A 24,412-nucleotide genomic window follows, 5' to 3' on the forward strand; every position below is an offset into this window, starting at 1 on the left:
CGGGCGTGCGTCGTGCGCGTGACTTGACGGAGCGCTTCGCGTATGTAAGCGTTTACATGCCGGTAACACTTCGGCATCAACGACATCAAGGGGGAGGACCCATGAGGAAGAGCAGCATCAGGTTCGCTGCGGTCCCGATCGCGCTGGCGCTCGTCGCCGGAGCGTGCGGGAGCGACGACGAGGCCGGCAGCGAGACCGAGACCGAGACCGAGGGCACGGCCGCGACCGGCGCCGAGGGCACCACCGCCGAGGGCGGCTCGGCCGCCGTGACCGGTGACTTCGACGGCGCCGAGGTGACCATCACCGGTCCCGAGCGCGACGACCCGTCGGTCATCGCGATCCAGGACACCCTCGCCGCGTTCGGCGAGGAGAACAACATCGACATCTCCTACTCCGGCGACGCCGACTGGGAGGCCAACATCAACACCCAGGTCGAAGGCGGCAACCCGCCGTCGATCTCGATCTTCCCCCAGCCCGGCAAGCTCGCCGACTTCGCGCGCGCCGGATCCATCGTCCCCCTGAGCGACGAGGTCGACGCGACCGTCGACGAGTTCTGGGACGAGGGCTACCAGGCCGACGGCGAGGTCGACGGCGAGCAGTACGGCGTGCCGGTCAAGACCGACCTCAAGTCGCTCGTCTGGTACAAGCCCGCCGCCTTCGAGGAGAACGGCTACGAGATCCCCGAGACCATCGACGAGTTCAACTCGCTGATGGAGACGATGGTCGCCGACGACAACACCCCGCTGTGCGTGGGCATCGAGTCGGGTCAGGCCACCGGGTGGCCGTTCACCGACTGGACCGAGGAGATGGTGCTGCGCCAGTCCGGCGGCGACGTCTACGACCAGTGGGTGTCCAACGAGATCCCCTTCGACGATCCCGCGATCGTCGAGGCGATGCAGGCCGTCGTCGACTTCTGGGCGCCCGAGAACGTGTTCGCCGCCGGCGGCTCGATCGCGGCGACCAACTTCGGCGACAACGCCCAGCCCCTCGTCGACGGGCAGTGCATGATGCACCGCCAGGCGTCGTTCTTCGCCGGCTTCTTCCCCGAGGGCACCACCTTCGCGGACGAGTCGGATCCCGACACGATCGACACCTTCTACTTCCCCGACATCAACGGCGACAGGCCGGTCCTCACGGCCGGCACGCTGGCCGCGGCGTTCAACGACGACCCGGCCACGATGGCGGTGCTGAACTACATGGCCACCGCCGACTACGCCGAGACCCGCCAGCGGCTGCAGACCGAGGCCCTGGGTGGGGCCCTGTCGGGCTTCCTGTCCGCCGCCAAGGGGCAGGACCCGGAGGTGTACCAGCCGCTCGAGCAGGGCTTCCTGGACATCCTGGCCAACTCGGAGCTCGCCCGCTTCGACGCCTCGGACCTGATGCCCGCCGACGTCGGCGCCGGCACCTTCTGGTCGGAGGGCACCTCGCTCGTGAACGGTCAGCAGACCGCCGAGGAGGCCGCCGCCAACATCGCGGCCAGCTGGCCCAGCTGACCCTCACCTCCGACGGACCGCTGCGGCGGGTCGACGGATGACGAATCGAGGGCACCGTCACCCAGGTGGCGGTGCCCTCGCTCGTTCCGGGTTGACGCCCGAAATGGCCAACAGCTAGACAACGTGGGTCCTGGGGGACCCGATCGAGGGGAGCGTCGTGACCACGACCGAAGACACCGAGTCCGAATCGGCCGATGCGTCGAAGCACGTCCTGACCGAGTCGCTCGACGAGGCGACGGGCGGCACGGGCCGGGTGGGGACGCCCCTCGATGCGCGACCCTTCCTGATCGTCACCGGGGTCGCCGGCCTCCTCGCGGTGGCCGTCGCGCGGTTCCACGACGGGGGCTCGGCCGGGCGGGCGATCACCGCCGCCCTCGTGGTCGTGGCGCTCGCCGCCGCCACCGTCGTCGCCGTCGACCGGCGGCAGAACGGGATCCGCGAATCCCGCTTCGTCATGACCGTGGTCGGGTTCGTCCTGCTCGAGATCCTGGTGATCGGGTGGTCGGCCACCCAGCCCAAGGTCCGCTCGACGCTGGTGACGGTGCTCATCGCCGTCGCCGGCAGCGCGTCGCTGTGGATCGGCGCGAACATCCTGTTCAACCAGGTCCGGCACCGCTGGGCCCTCTTCAGCGGCATCGCCTTCGGCACCGTCGGCTTCCTCCTCGGCGTCGTGCTCCACGGCAACCGCGTCACGCTCGGATCGGGCGAGGGCTTCCTCACCTGGGTGATCGGCCCGATCGTCGGAGCGGCGGCGTTCACGGCGCTGGGCCTGCTGCTGGCCCGCACCGATGCCCCCTCCACCCGCCTCGCCGTCGGCGTCGGTGCGGGCGCCGCGATCGGCATCGCGATCGGGCTCCTCGTCCGCGAGCGGTACCACCCGGGCCTCGACCTCCTGCCGACCGTGATCTGGACCGCCGCCGGCATCGCCGTCGGCGCCGGGCTGTCGGTGCTGATGAAGAACTCGCCGCTCGGCGGCGCCCTCCTCGGCGGCGCCCTCGGCTGGATCCTCGGCGCGTGGGGCGGAGCCGATCTCGGCGCCGGGTCGATCCTCACCTCGGTGATCGCCACGACGGTCCCGGCGGTGGCCATCGGTGCCCGACTCGGCCTCACCCCGAACCCCGACTACAAGCAGCGGGCCCAGATCGATCTGAAGTCGCGCGGGGTGATCTTCCTCGGACCGGCCCTCCTCTTCACCTTCGTGATGCTGGTCGTCCCCGCCCTGCGCACCCTGTACCTGTCCTTCCTCGACGCCGACTCCGAGTCCTTCGTCGACGGGGAGAACTACGGCGCGATCTTCAACGACACCGCCAGCTTCGACATCTCGAACTGGACGAACATGTTCACCTCGATCCCGTTCGTCTTCGGCGCGATCCTGCTCGGCCTCGCCGTGGTGGTCGGCGTGATCATGAAGCAGCGCACGGGTCGGGCGGTCGAGCTCGGCAACCCGACCAGCGGGCCGCTGATCGTCGGCGCCCTGCTGCTGTCGTTCGGGGTGTTCACGGCGCTGCGCGGCACGATCATCAACAACCTGTGGTGGGTCGTCGTCGTCACCTTCTCCTCCACCGCCATGGGCCTCGCCGTGGCGGTCCTCGCGGACGGCCGGATCGGCGAGAAGTACGCGAAGTCGCTGATCTTCATGCCGATGGCGATCTCGCTCGTCGGCGCGTCGATCATCTGGCGCTTCGTCTACGCCCCGCGTGACGTCTCCCAGGACCAGACGGGCGTGCTCAACGCGATCTGGGTCGCCCTCGGCAAGCTGTCGACGGGCTCGGGCCTGCCGACCCTGATCGGCACGATCCTGCTCGGCCTCGTCCTGCTCGCCCTCCTCGCCACCGTGGGCGTCGCGCTCACCAAGCGCAACTGGGGCCGCGCGATCACCTTCGGGATCGTCGCCTTCCTCGTCGGCTGGCTCTTCGTCCGCTACGCCGGGATCATCGGCCAGGGCATCGGCGGGTTCATCGTCCAGGAGGACGGCACCGTCGTCGGCGACACGATCCTCTTCGTCCAGGAGCCGCCGTACAACAACTTCTGGCTGATGGTCATCCTCATCTGGATCCAGACCGGGTTCGCGATGGTCATCCTGTCGGCCGCCATCAAGGCCGTGCCGACCGAGCTCATCGAGGCGGCCAAGATGGACGGCGCGACCAGCAGCCAGGTCTTCTGGCGGGTCACGCTCCCCCAGATCTCCACCACGATCGGCGTCGTCGTCACCACGATCATCGTGCTCGTGATGAAGGTCTACGACATCGTCAAGGTGATCACGAACGGGCAGTTCGGCACCCAGGTGCTCGCGAACGACATGTTCAACACGGCGTTCCAGTTCCGTGACACGGGCAAGGGCGCCGCCCTCGCGATCCTGATCCTCATCTCGGTCCTGCCGGTGATGGTCTACAACATCAGCCAGATGCAGAAGGAAGACTGACATGAGCAACATCTCGACAGTCACCACCGACGAGGGCGCGCCCGGCGACCTCCCCCGGCCGCAGCGGGCGATCGACGACGGCTCGAACGGCTCCGGCGGCCTCGACAAGGCCTACGGCCTGCTCCGCGCCATCCCCGCCAGCGCGCTCTGGCTGATCGTCGTGATCTGGACGATCCCGACCTTCGGCCTGCTCGTCAGCTCCTTCCGCACCCGCGACGCCCAGCGGTCGACCGGCTGGTGGAACGGGCTCAACCCGTTCGAGTGGACCTGGAGCAACTACGCCGACATCTTCACGGCGCGCCAGAGCATCGGCAAGTCCCTGCTCAACTCGATGGCCATCTCGATCCCCGCCGTCGTGATCCCGATCGCCATCGCGGCCTTCGCCGCCTACGGCTTCGCGTGGATCGACTTCCGCGGCCGCAAGCCCCTGTTCATCGCCACGGTCGCCCTGCTCGCCGTGCCCCTGCAGGTGGCGCTCATCCCCCTGCTGCAGATGTTCAACAACGGGGCCAGCCTCACCCTCCCGGGCCTCGACAAGACGATCACCCTGATCCCCGACTTCGACCTCGCCGGGACGACGACGGCGGTCTGGCTCACCCACACAGGGTTCGCCATGCCGTTCGCCATCTTCCTCCTGCACAACTACATCTCGGCCCTCCCGAAGGACGTGTTCGAGGCCGCCCGGATCGACGGCGCCGCCCACTTCACGATCTTCTGGCGCCTCGTCCTGCCGCTGTCGATCCCGGTGCTCGCGGCCTTCGCGATCTTCCAGTTCCTGTGGACCTGGAACGACTACCTCATCGCCAACACGATGATCGGGGCGAACGCCGACGCCCAGCCGACGACGATCCTCATCGCCAACCTGGCGGGCGACTTCGGGCGCAACGAGAACATCCTCCCGGCGGCCGCCTTCGTCCAGTCGTTCATCCCGATCCTGGTGTTCTTCGCCCTCCAGCGCTTCTTCGTGCGCGGCCTGCTCGCCGGGTCGGTGAAGGGCTGATCCACCACCCGGCGCCCGTGGGCGCCGGGCGCCGGCCGTGCGACGATCACGGCGAGCAGCCGGGCCGGTAGGTTCGGGCCGGTGAGCACGCTCGTCCAGTCACATCAGCGCAGCCTCGGGTCCCTCCCGCCGGTCGGCCCGATCGCCTACGGGCAGTGGCGCTTCACCGACGACGACCTCGACGTCGCGCGCCGTCTGCTCGAGACGGCCCTCGACTCGGGCATGAACCTGATCGACACCTCCGACGTGTACGGGTTCGACTGGGGCGGCACCGGGTTCGGCCAGGTCGAGGAGATCCTCGGGCGGGTGCTCGACTCCGCGCCCGGCCTGCGCGACCGCATCGTGCTCGCGACCAAGGGCGGGATCGCTCCCCCCACCCCGTACGACTCGTCGCCGAAGTACCTGCGGGCGGCGTGCGAGGCGTCGCTGCGCCGGCTGCGCACCGACGTGATCGACCTGTACCAGATCCACCGACCCGATCTGTTCGCGCACCCCGCGGACGTCGCGATCACGCTCCACGCCCTGCGCGAGGAGGGCAAGATCCGCGAGGTCGGAGTGTCGAACCACACCCCCGCGCAGTTCGCCGCGCTCCAGGCCCACCTCGAGTTCCCGATCGTGTCGACCCAGCCCGAGTTCTCGGCGATCGAGCTGACGCCGATGCGCGACGGGACCTTCGACCAGTGCGCCGAGCACCGGGTGGTGCCGATGGCGTGGAGCCCGCTCGCGGGCGGCCGCCTCGCGACCGGCGACGGCGTGCGTCCCGAGCTGATCGCCGAGCTCGACCGCCTCGCGGAGCGCGAAGGCGTCGACCGTTCGCAGATCGCCGTCGCCTTCGTCCTCGCCCACCCGACCGCGCCGATCGCGATCATCGGGTCCCAGAACCCCGACCGCATCCGTTCGACCACGGCCGCGCTCGGCGTCGACCTGGGGCGAGCGGACGTCTACGCGATCGTGCAGGCGTCCGAGGGCGTCGCGCTGCCCTGACGGAGGGTCACCGGATGGAGGGTCACCGGGGCCACGACCCCGGGACCGCTCGAGCCGGGATCAGTCCCAGATCGCCAGGTGGGACTCGCTGTCGAAGAAGTGCATGTTCTCGGTCGCGACGGCGATCTCGGCGTTGTCGCGCATCTTCACCCTCGAGCGCGGGTTGAAGCGCCCGACCGCGTTCGCCGCGTTCTCCTGCTCCTCCACCGCATCGGGGTCACCGGAGTCGACCGTGCGAGCGTCCACGTTGAAGTGCACCATCAGCTCGGACCCGAGCGCCTCGATCAGGGTGACGTCGGAGGACAGGATCTTGCCCGTCGTGTCACGATCCACGAGCGAGGCGTCCTCGAAGTCCTCGGGGCGGATCCCGACGATCACCTTCCTGCCCGCGTAGCCGCGCAGCGCGGATCGGTCCTCGAACGCCTCGGGGCCCAGCTCGAGGGTCTGGGAGCCCAGCTGGACGACCCCTCCCGAGTCGGTCGTCTCGAAGGTGGCCTCGTAGAGGTTCATCGACGGCGACCCGATGAAGGCGGCGACGAACACGTTGTCCGGGTGGTCGTAGAGCCGCTGCGGTGAGTCGACCTGCTGCAGGTACCCGGCCTTGAGCACCGCGACGCGGTCGCCCATCGTCATCGCCTCGATCTGGTCGTGCGTGACGTACACCGTCGTGACCGCCAGGTCGCGCTGGAGTTGGGCGATCTCGGCGCGCATCTGCACGCGCAGCTTGGCGTCGAGGTTCGACAGCGGCTCGTCCATCAGGAACGCCGCCGGCTGGCGGACGATCGCACGCCCCATCGCCACGCGCTGGCGCTGACCACCCGACAGCTGCCCGGGCTTGCGATCGAGGTTCGCGTCGAGCTCGAGGATCTTCGAGGCCTGGCGCACCCGCTTGTCGATCTCCTCCTTCGGGACCTTCGCCAGCTTGAGCGCGAAGCCGATGTTGTCGTACACGCTCATGTGGGGGTACAGCGCGTAGTTCTGGAACACCATCGCGATGTCGCGATCCTTCGGCTCCACGTCGTTCACGACCTTGTCGCCGATCCTCATCTCGCCCGACGAGATGGTCTCCAGGCCGGCGATCATCCGCAGCGCCGTGGACTTGCCGCACCCGGACGGCCCGACGAGCACCAGGAACTCCTTGTCCTGGATGTCGAGATCGAGGTCGTGGATCGCGTGGAACCCGTTCTCGTAGACCTTGTTCACCTGATCGAGCGTGACGGTTGCCATGGATCCCCCTCCGGTTGCGGTTCCTCGACGAACTGTAGCCGAGGTGTGACGTCCGTCGGAACCGCGACCGGCCGGCCGCCCGGTGCCCAGAGCGCGCCGGTAGCGTCGCTCGCCATGGCCGTCAACCAGATGAAGAACCGGATGCAGGCGCTGGGCCTCCTCGACCGCTCGTTCAAGGCCGCCTCGGACGACGACCTGGGTGACGCCCTCGAGCGCCTTGACGACGAGCACCGCGAAGCTCTCGAGAGCTTCGTCGACGAGGTGTCCGTCGACGGGGTGCGCGCCGGGGTGCGCACGGGCCGCATCGACGGGGGGATGGAGGCGATCGCCGCGATCGTCACCGACGCCGCCCTGGCGGACACGATCGAGCAGCTCGGCGACCACGCCGAGAGCCCCTCGAGCGAGCAGCTGCGCGAGGTGCTGCCCGGGGTCGTCGAGCGGCACCGCCTCGGCGTCACCCGGATCATGCTCGCGGGGACGGTCGTCGGCGAGGCACCGGCGTCCGCGATCATCCGCGACCTGTTGAAGAACGACGAGACGCTGGCGCTCCCCCCGGCGCCGGAGGTGGAGATCGCTCCCCTGCTCGACACCTCCAAGCGCTCCTCGGACGAGCAGGCCGAGCTGCGCGCGAAGCGCAAGGCCGCGAAGGCCGCCAAGAAGGACGCCGAGCGCGCTCGACGAGCCCAGTCGGCCGCCGCCCGCGGCCGCTGACGGGCGTGGTCCGTCGGGGCCGTCACACCAGGGTGAGGCCGTCGACGCGACGCTCCAGGTCGAGCAGGTGGCGCTTCGCCTCCAACCCGCCCGCGAAGCCCGTCAGCGATCCGTCGCGACCGATCACGCGGTGGCACCCGACGATGATCGGGATCGGGTTGCGACCGTTCGCCGCGCCGACCGCGCGAGCCGTCCGGGGATCGCCCATCGCCGCCGCCTGCTCGCCGTACGTCACGGTCCGGCCGTAGGGGATCCGAGCCAGCGCCTCCCAGGCACGGCGCTGGAACGGGGTGCCGGCCGCGTCGAGCGCCACGTGGAACGAGCGCCGGGTCCCGGCGAAGTACTCCTCGAGCTGAGCCGCCGCCACGGTGGCGATCTCGCGGGCCCTCGCCGGTGGCCCGTCCGACGTCCCGCCGGCGCTCACGTCGACCTCGACCGCTCGCTCGGCATCGGTCGGAGCCTCGTCGGGCCACCGCACACGCCGCACCCCCGCCGAGCTGGCGACCACCGTGAGCGCACCGATCGGGGTGCTCACCGTGGTCGTCGCGCACCGCTCGTCGTCGCCGCTGCTCCGCTGCTCCGTCGCCGACCCCCGGTCCGGCGGGGCGGCCCCGGAGGGGTCGTCGGTGTCGTGCCGGTTGTCTGGCCGGGTGTCGTGCCGGTTGTCGTGCCGGGTTTCGGTCACGTCGGTCCTCCTGGTGCGTCGGGATCCGTCGGGCGGTCGGGCATCGGGGCGGCGGTGGCAGGCGGACGTCGGCCCGGTCGACCTCCCCGCACGGGGGCGGCGGGCGGCTCCGGTCGGGGGCCCGCCGCCGCCCACAGGTGGTGGACGGCGTACGAGCGCCACGGTGACCACCGCTGCGTGGACGGTCGCCCGTGCGCCACCAGCGCACGGCGGACGACCAGGTCGGTGTCGAGCATCACGTCCGGGTGCCCGAGGGCCCGCATGACGACGTAGTCCGCCGTCCACGGACCGATCCCGGCGATCTCGAGCAGCCGTGCTCGGACCTCGCCGGGGTCGGAGCCGGGGTCGACCACGAGGTCGCCCCCGGCGAACGCCGCCGCGACCCGCCGGATCGTGTCGCTGCGGCGGTGCGGCATCGCGAACGCGTCGTCGGGAGCGTCGGCGACCGCGGACGCCGTCGGGAAGCTCCTCGTCGGACCGCCGGCGATCGCGAGGTCGGGCGGCACCTCGACGCCGGCGTGGGCCACCAGCCGGCCGGCGACGGTCCGCGCCCCGGCCACCGACACCTGCTGGCCGATCACCGCCCGCACGATCGTCTCGAACGCATCGACGCTGCCCGGCGACCTCAGCCCCGGGGTCCCCTCGACGAGCGCCGCGAGCACCGGATCCGCGCCGAGGTGGTCGTCGATGGCGACCGGGTCCGCGTCGAGGTCGAACATCCGTCGCACGCGCTGGACGGCCGCCGCGAGATCCGACCACGCCGTGAGCCGCAGCGTCACCGCCAGGTGGTCGTCGGCCGCCGCCACCACCGCGAGCGATCCAGGACCTCCGGGCAGGGACAGGATCCGGCGGTGGTCGGGCTCGAGCCCGGCCCCGGGCCCTTCCCCGGCGGCTGCGCCGACGTGCGGTGCGGCCCGGACCCGTGCGGATCGATCGGGTGCGCTCTCCACGCCGGGCACGGCGCGCCGGGCGACGAAGTCGAGGACGTGGCGCGCCGCGAACGGGGCGCGGGTCGGCAACCGCAGCGTCACCGAGGTCGCCCCGCCCAGCTCGGCGCCGGCGGTCGCCGTCGCACCCCGCGAGACGCCGGAGGGCCCCCGTGCCGGTCGTGAGCGCGCCGCCCGCCGCAGCTCGGAGGGGGTGGCGGCGTACACCTCGCGGACCGTGTCGTTGAACTGGCGCACGCTCCCGAACCCCGCCGCGAACGCCACGTCGGTGAAGGTCATCGCGGTCGTCTCGACGAGCGTCCGGGCGCCGTGCGCACGTCGGGCGCGCGCCAGCGCGAGGGTCCCGGCGCCGACCTCGGCGGTGAGCACGCGGTGGAGGTGGCGTTCGCTGTACCCGAGGCGGGCGGCGAGACCGGCGACGCCGTCACGCTCGACGACCCCGTCGGCGATCAGGCGCATCGCCCGTCCGGCGACGTCCGTGCGCACGTTCCACTCGGCCGACCCCGGTGCGGCATCGGGAGCGCACCGCTTGCACGCCCGGAACCCGCGTCCCTGCGCCGCCGCGGTGGTGAGGTGGAACTCGACGTTCTCGCGCTTCGGGGTGATCGCCGGGCAGCTCGGACGGCAGTAGATGCCGGTCGAGCGGACGGCGACGACGAAGGTGCCGTCGAAGCGGGCGTCGCGGCTCGACGCGGCGGCGTAGCAGCGGTCGTCGTCGAGCGGTGGCACCTCTCCATCCTGACCGCGCCCCGCCCGCTCGACGAGCGGGAATCGGACACGACGGCGCGACGGCGGCGTCGCCGACGAGCGGGCGATCGCGGACCGCGCGACGGGGTTCAGTCACCCACGGGCGGCGTCGCCGCCGGGGCCGCGCCGCGATCGCCGCCTCGCGACGAGGTGGTCGGGCCCGCATCGGATGCGTCGCTCGGCACCACGTGGACGCGCAGGACGTACAACCCGACCAGCACCATGACCACACCCCCGTAGAAGGCGTGCTGCTTGCCGACGATCTCGCCGAGCCCGCCGATCGTGAGACCGCTCACCGCGGACCCGATCTCGAAGAACATCGTGAACGAGCTGATCGCCGCGGCGCGGTCGTCGTCGCTGACCCGGTTGACGGTCAGCGCGTTCAGCGACGGGTAGTTGAACGCGGCGCCGAGCCCGATCAGCGCCGCCGACGCCCACAGCACCCAGGTGGCCTCGATCGCTCCCAGCGCGCCGAGCCCGACGGCGAAGCAGAGCAGCGCGATGGTGACCATCCGGCGCGGACCGAGGCGCTCGGGGAGCGTGGCTCCGAAGATGCGGATCAGCAGCGACGTGAACGAGTAGACGAGGAACAACCCGCCCGACGATCCGAGCCCGAGGTCGCGCGAGTACTCCGGCACGAACAGGAAGAAGGTGGTGAGACCGCCGACGCCGAGCGCGAGCACGCTTCCGGGGAGCACGGCCGCGGGGTGCACGTACCGCGAGATCCCCCTGCGCTCCTCGCCGTCGCCGTCGATCGAGTGGCCGGTCTGGGAGTCGGGGGAGACCACGAAGGACGGGGCGAAGAACGCGACCGCCGCCGCGGCGACGGCGAACAGGCTGCCGGCGACGAACGTCCGCTCGAAGCGCACGTCGTCGAGCAGCCACTCGCCGAGAACGGGGCCGAGCCCGAGCCCGGTGAACACCGCGACCGAGAAGTAGCTCGCCCCCTCCGCCCGGCGGTGACGCGGCGAGAGATCGGCGACCAGGGTCGCCGCGCCCACGAACATCGCCGCCTCGCCGAAGCCGGTGAGCGTGCGGAAGCCGAGGAGCACCGCGAGATCGCCGGCCTGGCTCATCCCGAGCCCCCCGCACGCCGCGACGAGCGCCCCGGCGACCATCACCGACCGCCGTCCGAAGCGGTTCGCGAGCCGACCGATCATCGGGCGGGACGCGACGGCGGCCACGGCGAAGACCGCGACGTTGAGCCCGACCCCGAACTCGCCGCCTCCGAGCGGCCCCTCGACGAACAGCGGGATCAGCGGGAGCAGGATCCCGATGTACATGAAGAACCCGAGCCCGGCGACGGTCACGACGAGGAACGGCGCCGTGATCAGCCGGTCGGTCGGAGCGACGTACGTCCGGCTCCGCTGCGACGTCAGGTCCGGGGCCGCGGAGGGAGTGGTGGGCACCCCGCCATCCTGCCGGATCGAGGTCGACACCACCCGCTCCGTCGATCACGGTCACGTGCCCCCTCACGGCCCCCCGGCCGGGACGTCCCCCGGCCCCCCGGCCCCCGGCCGGGACGGCCCCCGGCCCCGCCTCCGCCCCCGGATCGAACCGCCCCGCTCATCGCGCGGCGCAGCGGCTACCGTGGGCCCCTCGGCTCCCGCCCCCTCGGCCCTCCCCGGGTCCTCGTGCCCCGCGAACGAAGGAACGGACATGCCGATCATCTCCGCCGAACTGCTCGAGGTCGCCGCCCGCCGTCACGGCGTGGTCACCACGGCCGAGCTCGTCGCCGACGGTCTCACCCACCACGACGTCGCCGACCTCGCCCGCCGCCGAGCGCTGCGACGACGCCACAACGGGGTCCACCTGCTCGCCGGCTCCCCGCTCACGTTCGAGGCCCGCTGCGTGGCGGCCTGCCTCGCCGACCGCGAGGCGGTCGTCACCGGACCTGCGGCGGGCCGGCTGTGGGGGTTCGAGCACGTCTTCCGCCCGAACGTGCCCGAGGTGCTCGTCGGCCACGACCGGACCCCGATCAGCCGTGGCGTGACCCTGCGCCGCACCAACGTGCTCGACGACGTCGACGTCGTCGAGCGGCCCGATTCGATCCGGGTCGCCAGCCCGCCGCGGGCGTGGTTCGACTCGGCCTGCCACCTCCCCGACGAGCGCTTCGCCCTGCTCACCGACTGGGTGCTCGCCCACCACGCGTCGATCGCCGAGCTGCACCGCACCGTCCGTCGGCTCGACACCCGGGGACGGACCGGGCTCGCGCGCGTCCGACGGGTGATGTCCGAGCGCGAGGACTGGCGGCGCCTGCGTGAGGCGCACCGGGCGGCGTAGCGGGGTCGATCCCGCTCAGCCGTTGGTGGAGGGGTCGTCGGGCTTCGGCTCCTTCGGGAGCCCGAGGACGCGCTCGCCGACGATGTTGCGCTGGATCTGGCTCGTCCCGCCCCAGATCGTCTCCGACCGCGAGAAGAAGAACGCCGACATCATCTGGCTCACGGGGTAGCCGTCGCGACGCTCGTCGCGGGTCGATCCCGGCCAGCTCCCGGGCCCCGTGTCGACGAGCATCCCCGCTGGGCCGTGGATGTCGAGCGCGAGCTCCATGGCCGCCTTGTGCATCTCGGACCAGAACATCTTGTTGGTCGCGCCGAGGGCGGCGGTCCCCCGGTCCTTCGACTCGTTCAGCGTCGCCGTCAGGTTGCGCAGCCCGTTGATCCGCAGGATCTGGATCCTGGTGTGGAACTCCATCAGCCGCTGGCGGATCGCGGGTTCGTCGATCGCGCCGTTCGCCCGCGCGGCCTCGACCATCAGCTCGTACTCCGTCTGGAAGCGGCGGAAGCCGGTGGTGGCCGACTGGCCCCGCTCGAACCCCAGCGTCGAGTTGGCGACCTTCCAGCCGTTGTTCACCCCGCCGACGACGGCGTCCTTCGGGCAGCGGGCGTCGTCGAAGAACACCTCGGTGAACTCGGCGGTGCCGTCGGGCTGGGTGATCCCGCGCACCTCGATGCCGTCCTGCTTCATCGGGACGAGCATGTAGGAGATGCCGGCGTGCTTCTTCACGTCGGGATCGGTGCGGGTGAGCAGGAAGCAGTAGTCGGCGTGGTGACCCTGGGTCGTCCAAACCTTCTGGCCGTTGATCACCCACTCGTCGCCGTCGAGCTCGGCCGAGGTCGTGATCGACGCGAGGTCCGAGCCCGAGTCGGGCTCCGAGAACCCCTGGCACCAGCTGGTCTCGCCCTTGAGGATCCCGGGGAGGAACTCCTTCTTCTGCTCCTCGCTCCCCCACTGCAGCAGCGTCGGCCCGACGAGCGTGTCGCCGAAGAAGTCGCCGCGCATCGGGGCACCCGCTCGCGCGAACTCCTCCGACAGCACCACCCCCTGCATGGTCGTGAGCCCCTTGCCGCCGTACTCCTCGGGCCACGTCGCGCAGATCCAGCCGCCCTCGAACAGCTTCTGGGGCCACTCGCGGTTGAACCGCGACCGCTCCTCGGCGCTCATCTGGACGTCGTCGTCGAACCACCCGTCGGGGAGGTTCTCCTCGAGCCACGTGCGGATCTCGGCGCGGAAGTCTTCGGCGGCGTCGGGGTACGTCAGGTCCATCCCCCCAGTGTGACAGGTGCTCCCCGAGGCGCACCAGCCGTCCCCGGGACGGATCGCCGGGGCTCGACGTGGATCGGTTCCCGAGCGAGTTCATCGCTCGTTCACACGGGGCACACGCAGGCGAAAGGCGACCGGCGTACCTTCGTGCTCGTTCGGTCGATCCGTCCTCGTGCTCACGATCTCCGGTCCTCCCCCCTCGGACCGTGGCATCCCCCCGATGCACGAGGACGGGTCGACCGTCCGCGTCTCCCCCGCCGTCGTGCACCACCCCGCTCGGATGGCGTCTCACGCGCCGGTCCCCACGAGCCGTGCCGGTGGTACCACGCGCCGTGTCGGGGGCGCCGGAGCCGTCCCGGGGGCGATCCGCACCTGTCACGTCAGCGCCACGATCGTTCATCGGCACGAAACACGATGGCGACCACCGGGAAACGGCGCGCACCTAGCTTGCGCAGCGATCCGGGCGGCGACGAGCGAACTCGTGGCGGTCCCGGTTCGTTCCCGTACACGACCCATTGGAGGACAGCCAGTGCGAACACGAGCACTACGAATCATCTCGGGCCTGGGAGGTGTGGCCGCGATCCTCGCGATCACACCCTCCGTCGGGCTCGCCCAGGAGTACACCCCGACCACGCAGGACTACCTCAACAACATCTGGGTGTTCCTCGCCGGGGTCCTGGTGTTCTTCATGCAGGCGGGCTTCGCGCTCGTCGAGGCGGGTCTGACACGTGCGAAGAACGTCGTGAACATCTTCGCGAAGAACATGGCCGATGCGATCGTCGGCGTCTTCGCCTTCTTCGCCTGCGGCTACGCGTTCGCGTTCGGCGACGGCGGCGGCTCGTTCATCGGGCTCGACCAGTTCTTCCTGACGAACGCCGATCTCGCGGCGATCCCCGAGGGCGGCCTCAGCGTCGCGACGACGTTCTTCTTCCAGGCGGTGTTCGCCGCGACGGCGGTCACGATCGCGTCGGGGGCGATGGCCGAGCGGACCAAGTTCTCGTCGTACCTCATCTTCTCGACCGTGATGTGCGCCTTCATCTACCCGGTGGTCGTCCACTGGACCTGGGGCGGCGGCCTGATCGCCGAGCTCAACGTCGGTGACGCCGTCTTCAGCGACTTCGCCGGTTCGGGCATCGTCCACATGACCGGCGGCATCGCCGCGATCGTCGGCGCCAGCTTCCTCGGTCCGCGCATCGGCAAGTACGACGCGAACGGCCGTGCCCGGGCGATCCCGGGCCACAACGTCCCGTTCGCGATCCTCGGCGTGTTCATCCTCTGGGTGGGCTGGTTCGGCTTCAACCCGGGCTCGGAGCTGCTCGCCGACGAGTTCGTCTCGACGGTCGCGGTCAACACGATGCTCGCCGCCGTCGCCGGCGGGCTGGTCTGCACCATCACCGTCTGGCTGGTCTCGGGCAAGCCCGACCTCGCGATGATCGGCAACGGCGTGCTCGCCGGGCTGGTCGCGATCACGGCGGGCTGCGGCGCCTTCACGCCGGTCTTCTCGGCCGTCACCGGTGGCGTCGCCGGCGCCCTCGTGGTGTTCTCGGTCATCGGCCTCGACAAGATCAAGATCGACGATCCGGTCGGCGCCGTCAGCGTGCACGGCGTCTGCGGCTTCTGGGGCGTGTTCGCCATCGGGCTGTTCGCGAAGTACGACGACGCCTTCCTCGGTCGCGAGGACGCCGGGCTACTCTACGGCGGCGGCTTCGACCAGCTGATCATGCAGCTCCTGATGCTGCTCATCATCGGCGTCTGGGTGACCGCCACCACGGCCAGCCTGTTCGGCGCCCTCAAGGCGACGATCGGGCTGCGGGTCAGCGCCGAGGAGGAGATCGAGGGCCTCGACGTCCTCGAGCACGGACTCCAGGGCTACGCCCCCGACACCGTCACGTCGGTCCCGGCGTCGGTGCAGAGCTGAACGAACGAAGAGACGAGGAGAACCACATGAAACTCATCACCGCCGTCATCAAGCCGTTCAAGCTCGACGACGTCAAGGACCGCCTCAAGGCCGCCGGGATCACCGGCATCACCGTCTCGGAGGTCCGTGGCTTCGGACGCCAGGGAGGCCACACCGAGACCTACCGTGGCGCCGAGTACAAGATCGACTTCGTCCCCAAGGTCGGGATCGAGGTCGTCGTCGACGAGAGCGGGGTCGACGCCGCCGTCGACGCGATCAAGGAGGGCGCCTCCACCGGCAAGATCGGCGACGGCAAGATCTGGGTCACCGACGTCGACCGCATCGTGCGCATCCGCACCGGTGAGGAAGGGGCCGACGCGATCTAGCGACCGCCCGACCAGGCACCGCAGCGGTGCCACCCCCCTCGCTCGTCGTCGCCCGGGGCACGAGGACTCCCCGTCGGGAGGCGACGAACGATCGAGGTGCGCACGTCGCGCACCTCTCCGCAGCCCCCGGTCCCGCCGACTGTCCTCAGGCGGAGCCGGGGGCTGCACCGCGCCCCGGCACGGTGTCGACGACGAGATCCGGGTCACCGAGGTCCAGCACGCCGTGCGCATCCGCACCGGCGAGGTGAGCGCCGACGCTCTGCGAGGACTCCCCCGGGCGACGGCGTCGCCGGCGGCCGTGATCAGTCCGCTCGCCGTGCGCCCGGCGGTCGTCGACGCAGTCCGCCGACGACCAGGACCGCGCCACCGAGCGCGAACGCCACCGACCACCGACGCAGCGATCCCCCGCTGTCGCCGGGGCGACCTCCGGCCGGGAACGAGGCGCGCTGATCGATCGACCCGTCGCCGTCCGCGGGGGGAGTCGACTCGACGGCGCTCGCGTCGCCGACCCGTCGCGCCCCGGTGCCCGCCGCCTCCGACCCCGTCGACGTCGTGCCGCCATCGGCCGGGGACGCCGTGTCGGCGACGTCGACGGGGGTGTCGGGGGCCGCCGGCCCCGCTGCGCCCGCTCCCGCCCCGGCCGTCGAGCCAGCGGGGGCGGCGACGACGAGGGTCGCGACGACGAGGGTCGCGACGACGAGGGTCGCGACGACGAGAGCGGTGGCGACGGGCGACGCCGGCCACCACCGGTCGCGGGTGGGATGACCGCTCACGACCGCGCTCGCCGTGGGTCCGCGGCCCGGCCGGACGACGCGGTGCGGCGCATCTCGGCGACCACGCGACCGGCGCCGGCGTCGACCTGCTCGAGCGCGAGCAGGATGGCGACCAGGTTGCGGTCGCGCTCGGCGACGAGCTCCGCGATCGACCGGTCGCCGGACTGGTCGTCGGACTGCGCGGCGATCAGCTCGACGAGCTCGTCGGTCCACTCGGGCACGTCCGTCAGCCGCGACCACGGCCACGCGAGCGCCGGGCCGAACTGGGCGAGGAAGTGGGCCATGCCACCGTCGCCCCCCGCCGTGCGATAGGTCTCGAACAACCCCATCTGCGCCCACCGCAGACCGAAGCCGTGGCGGATCACGTCGTCGATCTCCCCGGTCGTCGCCACCCCGTCGCGCACCAGCCACAGCGCCTCGCGCCACACGGCCTCGAGCAGCCGGTCGGCGATGAACGCATCGATCTCGACGCGCACGTGCACCGGCTTCATCCCGAGCTCGCGGTAGGCGCGCTCGGCGTGCTCGATCGTCGCGGCCGCCGTGGCCTCCCCTCCGACGACCTCGACCGACGGGAGGAGGTACACCGGGTTGAACGGGTGGCCGACGACGAAGCGCTCCGGCCGCTCGAGAGCGATCGCCAGCTCGGTGGGCCGGAAGCCCGAGGTCGACGACGCGATCAGCGCTCCCGGCGGAGCGGCGGACTCGATCTCGCGCAGCGTCGCGTGCTTCACGTCGAGGCGCTCCGGGACGGACTCCTGCACGAGATCGACACCGTCGACGGCGTCCGCGACCGACCGGCGCAGCTGCAGCTCGCCGACCGCGTCGGTCGGCAGTCCCAGCGCCTCCCACGCCCGGGTCGCGCTCGCCATCACCTCCTCGAGCGAGCGGGCCACGGTCGGCGAAGGGTCGAAGACGCGCACGTCGACGCCACGCAGGCGCATCCGTGCGACCCACGCCGCACCGATCACCCCGCCGCCGATCACCGCAGCCGTGGACACCGCCGCGGACGCCCGCACGGCCCCGGTCGCGGCGCCGGAGGAGCGAGCGCCGTCCGGGGCGGCGTCAGCCATGCCTGGTGAGGCCGAGCTCGTCGCGCACCTCGGACGGAGACTTCAGCGCGACGTTCATCCCGGCGAGGATCGACGCGGCGCGCTCGACGAGGGCCGCGTTCGTCGCGAGCTCGCCTCGGCCGAGGTAGAGGTTGTCCTCGAGGCCGACGCGCACGTTCCCCCCGGCGATCGCCGCGAGCGCCACGTACTGGAGCTGCAGGCGACCGATCGAGAACGCGCTGAACGTCCACGAGTCGGGGATGTTGTTCACCATCGCCATGAACGTGTTCAGGTCGGCGGGTGCCCCCCACGGGATCCCCATGCACAGCTGGACCATCACCGGGTCCTCGATGAACCCGCTTTCGACCAGCGCCTTGGCCTGCCACAGGTGACCGGTGTCGAACGCCTCGATCTCGGGACGGACGCCGAGCGCGGTGATCTGGCGCGCCATCTCCTGCAGCGTGGCGGGGGTGTTGGTCATCACGTAGTCGCCCTCGCCGAAGTTCATCGATCCGCAGTCGAGGGTGGTGATCTCGGGGCGCAGCTCGCGGACGTGCTCGAGTCGCTCGGTGGCACCCGCCATGTCGGTCCCCTCCCGGGCGGGGGGCAGCGGTGACTCGACCGAGCCGAGGGTGAGGTCGCCGCCCATCCCGGACGTGAGGTTGATCACCACGTCGACATCGGAGGAGCGGATCCGCTCGACCACCTCGGTGTAGTGCTCGAGCGAGCGCGACGGAGCGCCGGTGCGGGGGTCGCGCACGTGGAGGTGGACGATCGCCGCACCGGCTCGCGCGGCGTCGAGGGCGTCGTGCGCGATCGCCTCGGGGGTGAACGGGACGCGATCGGACTTGGCGACGGTGTCGCCCGAGCCGCTCACGGCGCAGGTGATGAAGACGGAGCTCACGGGGCGACTCCTCCGATCGAACGGGTGGGCGGTGGCGGCGCCCCGGCGACCGGGGTCGCCGGGTCGGGGGTGGCGGTGGCGGGTGCGGCCGCAGCGGCGGTCGGGGTGGCGGCGCGGCCCGGTCGGCGCAGCACGCGCAGGCGCGACAGCACGTCGTCACGGTCGATGTAGCACCCGCGGAGCCGCCGGCGCCCCACCCCGGGGTCGAACGCGTCGCGCCCGTGCAGGATCCGCCGGTTGTCGAACCCGACCAGATCGCCGGGCTCGAACACCGACGTGATCATGAAGCGCGCGTCGTGCGCCACGGCGGAGAAGGTGCGCATCGCCGCGTAGGCGCGCGGTTGGTCCTCGATCGGCATGTGGGGGGCCAGGCGCACCGGGTAGAAGGCGCGCAACGTGAGCGGCGAACCCGTCGCGCCGTGGTCGATCAGCGGCGCGACCCAGCGGTGGTCCCCGTCCGGGGCGCGGTTCGCGAACACCCACTCGAGGGTGGTCAGCGCCTCGTGAGCCTCGGGGTGGTTCGAGCGCAGCTCCTCGACCACCGCGAGGCCGTCGGCCATCCGCGAGGCGCCCCCGGCGACCGTGTTCTCGACGCAGTGCAGGAACTGGAAGCCCGGCGGCGTCTCGCGGGTCGGCAGGTCGGTGTGCTGACCGAGGGCGCGACCGGTGTTCGCGGTCGAGTCGGGCTCGACGACCGACTCGACGGTGAACACCCCGCCGAAGTTGGATCCGCGGATCGGCCCGATGCGCGCGGCGAGCTCGGCCATGAGATCGTCCGTGGTAGGCGTCGAGCGCAGACGTGCGAGCCCGGTCGTGCAGAGCTCGCCGAGCCACGCCTCGAGCACCGACTCGTCGTCGAGCACCCGCGACCCGTCGAAGGACGGCGGCTCGGGGAGGTCGGACGCGGTCCACGGCCGGGGACGGCCGACGCCGGAACCCGGGAGGTGGTCGCCGTCCGCGATGGAGCGGAGCCACCCCGGGTCGACGGTCGCCCGCTCGCCGGTCGCCCACTCGACGCGCAGCGCTCCGTCGTCGACGAACGCGCCGACGAGCGAACCGGGGGGCGCGAGGTCGGACGGCTCGACGGTGCCCTCGCGGGTCGACGGGTCGATGCCGATCGACTGCTCGTGCAGCCACTCCGACAGGCACGTGAACGACGCTCCGTCCGCCCACCCGAGGGTGACGACGTCGCCGTCCCGCTCGACCGTGGCGATCGGACGTCGCTCGTGCCGCGCGAAGCTCGGGATCGGAGTCACCGTCGCGCACCGTAGCGCGCGACGCTCGACGGTCCGCCTGGCGAGTCGCCCGGCGTGGCCACCCCACCGGTTCACCGGGCTCCGCACCCGGCGCGTACAGTCGGCCCCATGACGACCGTCGAGGCCGAAGCCCCGGAGTCCGGTGACTCCGACCCCACCCCGCCCGAGGACTCCGGGCGGTGGACGGCCCAGTGGAAGGAGCTCTACGCCGAGGTCATCACCAACGACCTGTGCACCGGGTGCGCGGGCTGCGTCGTCACCTGCCCCCACGACGTCATCGGCTACGAGCACGAGGAGGGCAAGTACCTCCCGTTCCACCTCGAGGAGTCGCTCGGCCTCGACAACTGCATCCACGGCTTCGGCGAGGAGGGCGGCTGCACCACCTGCACCCGCGCCTGCCCGCGGTTCCGGGCATGGGAGCCCAAGGCCGACATGCACCTGTTCGGCCGGGTCCGCGAGCCCGACGAGATGTCGGGCATCTGGCGCCAGCTGTACCTGACGCGCGCGACCGAGAAGGGCGTCCACGAGGTGGGCCAGGACGGCGGACTCGTCTCGGCGCTGCTGATCTGGCTGCGCGAGAACGACTACATCGACGCGGCGCTCGTGTCCGGCGTCGAGGACGACGACGCGTGGAAGGCCAAGCCGGTCGTCGTGGAGACGAAGGAGGAGATCCTCGCGACCGCCGGGTCGCGCTACACCTACTGCGCCAACCCGCTCGCCCTCCCCGAGGCGCTCGAGCGCGGCTTCGAGCGGCTCGCCCTCGTGGGGATGGGGTGCCAGACGTCGTCGCCGCCGATCATGTGGGACCGCAAGGCCGGCAAGGTGTCCAAGCCGTTCCTGTTCAACATCGGCCTGCTCTGCTCGAAGACGTTCGACGACTCCATCTTCGAGGAGCTCTTCGAGGCCAAGTACGGCTTGAAGAAGCAGGACATGGTGAAGATGAACATCAAGGGCGTCTTCCAGATCTGGATGAAGGACGGCTCCTACCACGAGGTGAACCTCAAGGAGTGCCACCAGTGGACCCGCCAGGGGTGCACGACGTGCCCCGACTTCGCGGCCGAGCACTCCGACATCGCGACCGGCGGCATCGGCGAGGACAACGCGTGGACGCTGACGATCGCTCGCACCGAGCTCGGCGAGGAGGTCATCGAGCGGATGATCGCCGACGGCGTGATCGAGGCGAAGCCCGCCCAGGAGGACGAGACGGCGATGCGCCTGCTGCGGATGCTGTCGATCGTGAGTCGCCGCCGCTGGCCCGAGGGCGCCGACCCCGCCCCCGCGGTCGGCGTGCCCCCGCCCAAGAAGAAGGCCGCCGCCCAGAAGCCCGACGCCGCCGAGAAGCCCGAGGCCGCGAAGCCCGACGCCGCGAAGCCTGACGACCCGAAGCCGGACACCCCCGGCACGAGCGAGGACACTCCTTCCGACACCTCGACGTGAGCATCGCAGCCGGGGTCAGACCCCGGCTGCGGATCTCAGACGCAGGACTCGAGGGCGGTGCGGAACTCGTCGAGCTCGGCGCGACCCTGCTCCTCGACGTCGGCCGAACCCGACCGGACGCGCTCGGAGATCGCGCTCAGCTCGTCGTCGCTGAACCGCTCGAGCTGCCGCTTCAGGCAATCCTCGTCGAGGGCGGGGTTCGCCTCCGCCTCCGTCTCCACGATGTCGCGCGCCACCCGTCCGGGCCCCGGGTCCGAGGTGCACGACACCAGCGTGGCGGCCACCGCGACCGCTGCGACGACGCGCCGGCCACGCCCGCTCACGACGGGCTCGGAGGGTGCCGGACGGCGGGCGATGTTCGCTTCCACAGGGCCACGAGGCTACTGACAGGATGGCTCGATGCCGCTGCACGCCGAAGCCCGCTCCCTGCTCGCCCTCATGGAGCAGATCGGCGCGCCGCCCCTCGACTCCCTGCCGCCGGCCCAGGCGCGCGCGGCGCGTCGCGAGCTCGCCCCTCCCGTGCTCGACCCGTGCCACGAGACGGTGGACCTCGACGCCGGCGGCGTCCCGGCGCGCCTCTACCGCCCCGAGCCCGGCGTCGACGTCCCGGGACTGCTCGTGTGGTACCACGGCGGCGGCTTCGTGATCGGCGATCTCGAGAGCCACGACAACATCTGCCACACCCTGTGCCGTCGCTCCGGTCACGGTGTGCTCAGCGTCGACTACCGGCTCGCCCCCGAGCACCCGTTCCCCGCCGGGCTCGACGACTGCATCACCGCCACGACGTGGGCGCGCGACGCCGCAGCCGAGCTGGGGTTCGACCCCGACCGGATCGCGGTGGGCGGCGACTCCGCCGGCGGCAACCTCGCCGCGGCCGTGTGCCACGCGGCGCCGATCCCGATCGTGCACCAGATGCTGATCTACCCGGTCACCGACGCCCGGATGGGCTCGGCGTCGTACGAGGAGAACGCCGAGGGGTACTTCCTCACCCGCTCGTCGATGGCGTGGTTCGTCGACCACTACCTCACCGGCGGCGCAGCCGAGCCCGACGACCCGCGCGTGTCGGTGCTGCTCGCGGACGACGACGCCCTCGCCGCCGGACCGCCCGCGCTGGTGATCACCGCCGGCTTCGACCCGTTGCGCGACGAGGGGACCGCGTACGCGCAGCGCCTCGCGGAGCTCGGCGTGGCCACGAGCCACGTCCACTTCCCGGGCCACTTCCACGGGTTCTTCTCCCTCGGCCACATGCTCGCCGACGCACGTGCCGCCCACGCCCTCGCCGCCCAGGCGCTCGCCGACGCCCTCGCCGCGCCGATCGCGACCTGACCCGGCGCCGTCGGCGTCCGGCCCCCGGCGGTCAGCCCCCCGACCGCTGATCGCGCCGGTCGGGACCGTCGTCGGCGATCTCGCGAGCGCGCGAGAACACGGCGTCGAGCATCTCCTCGGTGAGGCGGCCGGTGAAGGTGTTCTGCTGGCTGACGTGGTAGCAGCCGAGCAGGGTGCGGCCGTCGTCGAGGGCGACCTCGACCCCGTGGCCGAACCGGGGGCGCGGTCGCACGTCGAAGTGGCGCAGCGCGGCGTCGAACCCGAAGGCCCCCAGGCACACCACGACACGAGCCGCCTCGAGCGCATCGAGCTCGCGCCGCAGCAGCGACGAGCACCGGTCCCGCTCGTCGGGGGTCGGCCTGTTGGCAGGCGGGGCGCACTTGACCGCGGAGGTGACCCAGGCGTCGGACAGCTCGAGCCCGTCGTCGGACGACGTCGAGCGCGCCTGGTTGGCGAGTCCGGCGCGGTGCATCGCCCGGAACAGCCAGTCACCGCTGCGGTCGCCGGTGAACATCCGGCCCGTGCGGTTGGCGCCGTGGGCCGCGGGAGCGAGCCCCAGCACGACGATGCGTGCGGCGGGGTCCCCGAACCCCGGGATCGGCCGCCCCCAGTAGACCTCGTCACGGAACGCCGCCCGCTTCTCGACCGCGACGCGCTCGCGCCACTCGACCAGGCGCGGGCACGCCCGGCACGTCACGACGTCACGTTCGAGCTCGCGGAGCGGTCTCACCACGACGACAGTAGATTCGATCTCGGACATGACCACGGCCACGACACCCCCCGACGACCCCGCCCTGAGCACCACCACGACGGCGACGACCGACTCGACGGTGTCGCCGACGGCCACGATCGCGCCGGAGCCCGCCACGAGGAAGGCGGCCGCGAAGAAGGTCGCCGGGACGAGGAAGGCGACCGCGAAGAAGGCGACCGCGAAGAAGGTCGCCGGGACGAGGAAGGCGACCGCGAAGAAGGCGACCGCGAAGAAGGCAGCTGCCTCTCAGGCGACCACGATCCTGCTGGTGCGCCACGGCCAGACGCCGACGACCGGCAAGGTGCTCCCCGGGCGCGCCAAGGGGTTGCACCTCGCGGACGAGGGTCGTGCGCAAGCCGAGATCGCGGCGCAGCGGATCGCCGAGCTGCCGGGCGTCGACGCCGTCTACTCCTCCCCCCTCGAGCGCGCCCGCGAGACCGCCGCTCCGATCTCCGCCGCGCTCGGCCTGAAGACGAAGATCGACCGCGGACTGCTCGAGTGCGACTTCGGGGACTGGACCGGTGAGGAGCTGAAGAAGCTGAACCGGCTGCCCGAGTGGAAGACGGTCCAGAGCGCGCCGTCCACGTTCCGGTTCCCGAACGGCGAGAGCTTCACCGAGATGCAGACGCGGATGGTGACCACCCTCGACCGGCTCCGCCAGCTCCACCCCGGGCGAACCATCGTGTGCGTGTCCCACGCCGACACGATCAAGGCCGCCGTGGCCCACGCCCTCGGGACCCACATCGACCTGTTCCAGAGGATCGTCATCAGCCCCGCCTCGGTGAGCGCGCTCACCTGGCACGCCGGCGGCCCCATCGTCCTCGCCGTCAACTCGACCGGACGCCCGCTCACCGAACTGCGGCCGGCCTGACCC

22 protein-coding genes are annotated in these 24,412 nt (G+C 71.6%); 11 read left to right on the forward strand and 11 right to left on the reverse strand.

What is annotated here, in order from left to right; translation table 11 throughout:
• Positions 1 to 101 precede the first annotated feature (101 nt).
• The 4 genes from ACOOHC_RS14355 to ACOOHC_RS14370 all read left to right on the forward strand — a co-directional run bounded on the left by ACOOHC_RS14355 (position 102) and on the right by ACOOHC_RS14370 (position 5,899).
• Positions 102 to 1,493 (forward strand): ABC transporter substrate-binding protein, encoded by a 1,392-nt coding sequence (locus tag ACOOHC_RS14355; RefSeq protein WP_420451091.1) that lies wholly within the window; start codon positions 102 to 104, stop codon positions 1,491 to 1,493.
• 157 nt (positions 1,494 to 1,650) lie between these two features.
• Positions 1,651 to 3,915, forward strand: coding sequence for a carbohydrate ABC transporter permease (locus ACOOHC_RS14360; RefSeq protein ID WP_420451092.1), 2,265 nt, complete (start codon positions 1,651 to 1,653; stop codon positions 3,913 to 3,915).
• Position 3,916: 1 nt separating this feature from the next.
• Positions 3,917 to 4,915, forward strand: coding sequence for a carbohydrate ABC transporter permease (locus tag ACOOHC_RS14365; protein WP_420451093.1), 999 nt, complete (start codon positions 3,917 to 3,919; stop codon positions 4,913 to 4,915).
• A gap of 81 nt (positions 4,916 to 4,996) precedes the next feature.
• The gene (locus tag ACOOHC_RS14370) at positions 4,997 to 5,899 is read left to right on the forward strand and encodes an aldo/keto reductase (protein ID WP_420451094.1); all 903 of its coding nucleotides are present in this window, start codon (positions 4,997 to 4,999) and stop codon (positions 5,897 to 5,899) included.
• A gap of 60 nt (positions 5,900 to 5,959) precedes the next feature.
• Here ACOOHC_RS14370 and ACOOHC_RS14375 read toward each other — a convergent pair whose 3' ends face one another.
• The gene (locus tag ACOOHC_RS14375; protein ID WP_420451095.1) at positions 5,960 to 7,126 is read right to left on the reverse strand and encodes an ABC transporter ATP-binding protein; all 1,167 of its coding nucleotides are present in this window, start codon (positions 7,124 to 7,126) and stop codon (positions 5,960 to 5,962) included.
• A 114-nt stretch (positions 7,127 to 7,240) separates the two neighbouring features.
• Here ACOOHC_RS14375 and ACOOHC_RS14380 point away from each other — a divergent pair, with 114 nt between their 5' ends.
• The gene (locus ACOOHC_RS14380) at positions 7,241 to 7,837 is read left to right on the forward strand and encodes a hypothetical protein (protein ID WP_420451096.1); all 597 of its coding nucleotides are present in this window, start codon (positions 7,241 to 7,243) and stop codon (positions 7,835 to 7,837) included.
• 22 nt (positions 7,838 to 7,859) lie between these two features.
• Here ACOOHC_RS14380 and ACOOHC_RS14385 read toward each other — a convergent pair whose 3' ends face one another.
• From ACOOHC_RS14385 to ACOOHC_RS14395, 3 genes are all read right to left on the reverse strand, one after another.
• The gene (locus tag ACOOHC_RS14385; RefSeq protein WP_420451097.1) at positions 7,860 to 8,522 is read right to left on the reverse strand and encodes a methylated-DNA--[protein]-cysteine S-methyltransferase; all 663 of its coding nucleotides are present in this window, start codon (positions 8,520 to 8,522) and stop codon (positions 7,860 to 7,862) included.
• Positions 8,519 to 10,198: a DNA-3-methyladenine glycosylase 2 family protein gene (locus ACOOHC_RS14390; RefSeq protein ID WP_420451098.1), complete on the reverse strand. Its 1,680-nt coding sequence runs from the start codon at positions 10,196 to 10,198 to the stop codon at positions 8,519 to 8,521. The genes ACOOHC_RS14385 and ACOOHC_RS14390 overlap by 4 nt, the downstream gene beginning before the upstream one ends.
• Positions 10,199 to 10,305: 107 nt before the next feature.
• Entirely contained in the window at positions 10,306 to 11,625 is a 1,320-nt protein-coding gene (locus tag ACOOHC_RS14395) for an MFS transporter (RefSeq protein ID WP_420451099.1), read from the reverse strand.
• Positions 11,626 to 11,875: 250 nt separating this feature from the next.
• Here ACOOHC_RS14395 and ACOOHC_RS14400 point away from each other — a divergent pair, with 250 nt between their 5' ends.
• Complete coding sequence (locus tag ACOOHC_RS14400) at positions 11,876 to 12,499, forward strand: hypothetical protein (RefSeq protein ID WP_420451100.1); 624 nt, start codon at positions 11,876 to 11,878, stop codon at positions 12,497 to 12,499.
• Between the two features lie 15 nt (positions 12,500 to 12,514).
• On the opposite strand, the gene ACOOHC_RS14405 is transcribed toward ACOOHC_RS14400, so the two are convergent.
• On the reverse strand, positions 12,515 to 13,762 hold the full coding sequence (locus ACOOHC_RS14405; RefSeq protein ID WP_420451101.1) for an acyl-CoA dehydrogenase family protein: 1,248 nt from the start codon (positions 13,760 to 13,762) through the stop codon (positions 12,515 to 12,517).
• A gap of 526 nt (positions 13,763 to 14,288) precedes the next feature.
• On the opposite strand from ACOOHC_RS14405, the gene ACOOHC_RS14410 reads away from it, so the two are divergent.
• Both ACOOHC_RS14410 and ACOOHC_RS14415 read left to right on the forward strand, forming a co-directional pair.
• Positions 14,289 to 15,677: an ammonium transporter gene (locus tag ACOOHC_RS14410; RefSeq protein ID WP_420451102.1), complete on the forward strand. Its 1,389-nt coding sequence runs from the start codon at positions 14,289 to 14,291 to the stop codon at positions 15,675 to 15,677.
• A gap of 26 nt (positions 15,678 to 15,703) precedes the next feature.
• Positions 15,704 to 16,042: a P-II family nitrogen regulator gene (locus ACOOHC_RS14415; RefSeq protein WP_420451103.1), complete on the forward strand. Its 339-nt coding sequence runs from the start codon at positions 15,704 to 15,706 to the stop codon at positions 16,040 to 16,042.
• A gap of 302 nt (positions 16,043 to 16,344) precedes the next feature.
• On the opposite strand, the gene ACOOHC_RS14420 is transcribed toward ACOOHC_RS14415, so the two are convergent.
• From ACOOHC_RS14420 to ACOOHC_RS14435, 4 genes are read right to left on the reverse strand one after another with little or no spacing between them, the layout of a single operon-like run.
• Positions 16,345 to 16,815, reverse strand: coding sequence for a hypothetical protein (locus tag ACOOHC_RS14420; RefSeq protein ID WP_420451104.1), 471 nt, complete (start codon positions 16,813 to 16,815; stop codon positions 16,345 to 16,347).
• Complete coding sequence (locus ACOOHC_RS14425) at positions 16,812 to 17,885, reverse strand: 3-hydroxyacyl-CoA dehydrogenase NAD-binding domain-containing protein (protein WP_420451105.1); 1,074 nt, start codon at positions 17,883 to 17,885, stop codon at positions 16,812 to 16,814. Before ACOOHC_RS14425 ends, ACOOHC_RS14420 begins: the two co-directional genes overlap by 4 nt.
• On the reverse strand, positions 17,878 to 18,768 hold the full coding sequence (locus tag ACOOHC_RS14430) for a 3-keto-5-aminohexanoate cleavage protein (RefSeq protein ID WP_420451106.1): 891 nt from the start codon (positions 18,766 to 18,768) through the stop codon (positions 17,878 to 17,880). Before ACOOHC_RS14430 ends, ACOOHC_RS14425 begins: the two co-directional genes overlap by 8 nt.
• Entirely contained in the window at positions 18,765 to 20,024 is a 1,260-nt protein-coding gene (locus ACOOHC_RS14435) for a TauD/TfdA family dioxygenase (protein ID WP_420451107.1), read from the reverse strand. The genes ACOOHC_RS14430 and ACOOHC_RS14435 overlap by 4 nt, the downstream gene beginning before the upstream one ends.
• A 108-nt stretch (positions 20,025 to 20,132) precedes the next feature.
• Between ACOOHC_RS14435 and ACOOHC_RS14440 the strand changes: the two genes are divergently transcribed.
• The gene (locus ACOOHC_RS14440) at positions 20,133 to 21,461 is read left to right on the forward strand and encodes a Coenzyme F420 hydrogenase/dehydrogenase, beta subunit C-terminal domain (RefSeq protein ID WP_420451108.1); all 1,329 of its coding nucleotides are present in this window, start codon (positions 20,133 to 20,135) and stop codon (positions 21,459 to 21,461) included.
• A 35-nt stretch (positions 21,462 to 21,496) separates the two neighbouring features.
• Here the strand turns inward: ACOOHC_RS14440 and ACOOHC_RS14445 are convergent, their stop codons facing one another.
• Positions 21,497 to 21,829: a hypothetical protein gene (locus tag ACOOHC_RS14445; RefSeq protein WP_420451109.1), complete on the reverse strand. Its 333-nt coding sequence runs from the start codon at positions 21,827 to 21,829 to the stop codon at positions 21,497 to 21,499.
• A gap of 31 nt (positions 21,830 to 21,860) precedes the next feature.
• Between ACOOHC_RS14445 and ACOOHC_RS14450 the strand changes: the two genes are divergently transcribed.
• The gene (locus tag ACOOHC_RS14450; RefSeq protein ID WP_420451110.1) at positions 21,861 to 22,787 is read left to right on the forward strand and encodes an alpha/beta hydrolase; all 927 of its coding nucleotides are present in this window, start codon (positions 21,861 to 21,863) and stop codon (positions 22,785 to 22,787) included.
• A 31-nt stretch (positions 22,788 to 22,818) separates the two neighbouring features.
• Here the strand turns inward: ACOOHC_RS14450 and ACOOHC_RS14455 are convergent, their stop codons facing one another.
• Positions 22,819 to 23,547 (reverse strand): uracil-DNA glycosylase, encoded by a 729-nt coding sequence (locus ACOOHC_RS14455; protein ID WP_420453808.1) that lies wholly within the window; start codon positions 23,545 to 23,547, stop codon positions 22,819 to 22,821.
• On the opposite strand from ACOOHC_RS14455, the gene ACOOHC_RS14460 reads away from it, so the two are divergent.
• Positions 23,546 to 24,409: an MSMEG_4193 family putative phosphomutase gene (locus ACOOHC_RS14460; protein ID WP_420451111.1), complete on the forward strand. Its 864-nt coding sequence runs from the start codon at positions 23,546 to 23,548 to the stop codon at positions 24,407 to 24,409. The genes ACOOHC_RS14455 and ACOOHC_RS14460 overlap by 2 nt on opposite strands.
• Positions 24,410 to 24,412 lie beyond the last annotated feature (3 nt).

Source organism: Ilumatobacter sp. (assembly GCF_965215205.1).
Classification (GTDB): Bacteria; Actinomycetota; Acidimicrobiia; order Acidimicrobiales; family Ilumatobacteraceae; genus Ilumatobacter_A.

Excerpts from the sequence above, each read along its gene's own strand:
- ACOOHC_RS14405 (WP_420451101.1), bottom strand. The coding sequence starts at position 13,762 with ATGGACCTGACGTACCCCGACGCCGCCGAAGACTTCCGCGCCGAGATC.
- ACOOHC_RS14355 (WP_420451091.1), top strand. The coding sequence starts at position 102 with ATGAGGAAGAGCAGCATCAGGTTCGCTGCGGTCCCGATCGCGCTGGCG.
- ACOOHC_RS14365 (WP_420451093.1), top strand. The coding sequence starts at position 3,917 with ATGAGCAACATCTCGACAGTCACCACCGACGAGGGCGCGCCCGGCGAC.
- ACOOHC_RS14460 (WP_420451111.1), top strand. The coding sequence starts at position 23,546 with ATGACCACGGCCACGACACCCCCCGACGACCCCGCCCTGAGCACCACC.
- ACOOHC_RS14440 (WP_420451108.1), top strand. The coding sequence starts at position 20,133 with ATGACGACCGTCGAGGCCGAAGCCCCGGAGTCCGGTGACTCCGACCCC.
- ACOOHC_RS14455 (WP_420453808.1), bottom strand. The coding sequence starts at position 23,547 with ATGTCCGAGATCGAATCTACTGTCGTCGTGGTGAGACCGCTCCGCGAG.
- ACOOHC_RS14375 (WP_420451095.1), bottom strand. The coding sequence starts at position 7,126 with ATGGCAACCGTCACGCTCGATCAGGTGAACAAGGTCTACGAGAACGGG.
- ACOOHC_RS14450 (WP_420451110.1), top strand. The coding sequence starts at position 21,861 with ATGCCGCTGCACGCCGAAGCCCGCTCCCTGCTCGCCCTCATGGAGCAG.
- ACOOHC_RS14380 (WP_420451096.1), top strand. The coding sequence starts at position 7,241 with ATGGCCGTCAACCAGATGAAGAACCGGATGCAGGCGCTGGGCCTCCTC.
- ACOOHC_RS14400 (WP_420451100.1), top strand. The coding sequence starts at position 11,876 with ATGCCGATCATCTCCGCCGAACTGCTCGAGGTCGCCGCCCGCCGTCAC.
- ACOOHC_RS14415 (WP_420451103.1), top strand. The coding sequence starts at position 15,704 with ATGAAACTCATCACCGCCGTCATCAAGCCGTTCAAGCTCGACGACGTC.
- ACOOHC_RS14425 (WP_420451105.1), bottom strand. The coding sequence starts at position 17,885 with ATGGCTGACGCCGCCCCGGACGGCGCTCGCTCCTCCGGCGCCGCGACC.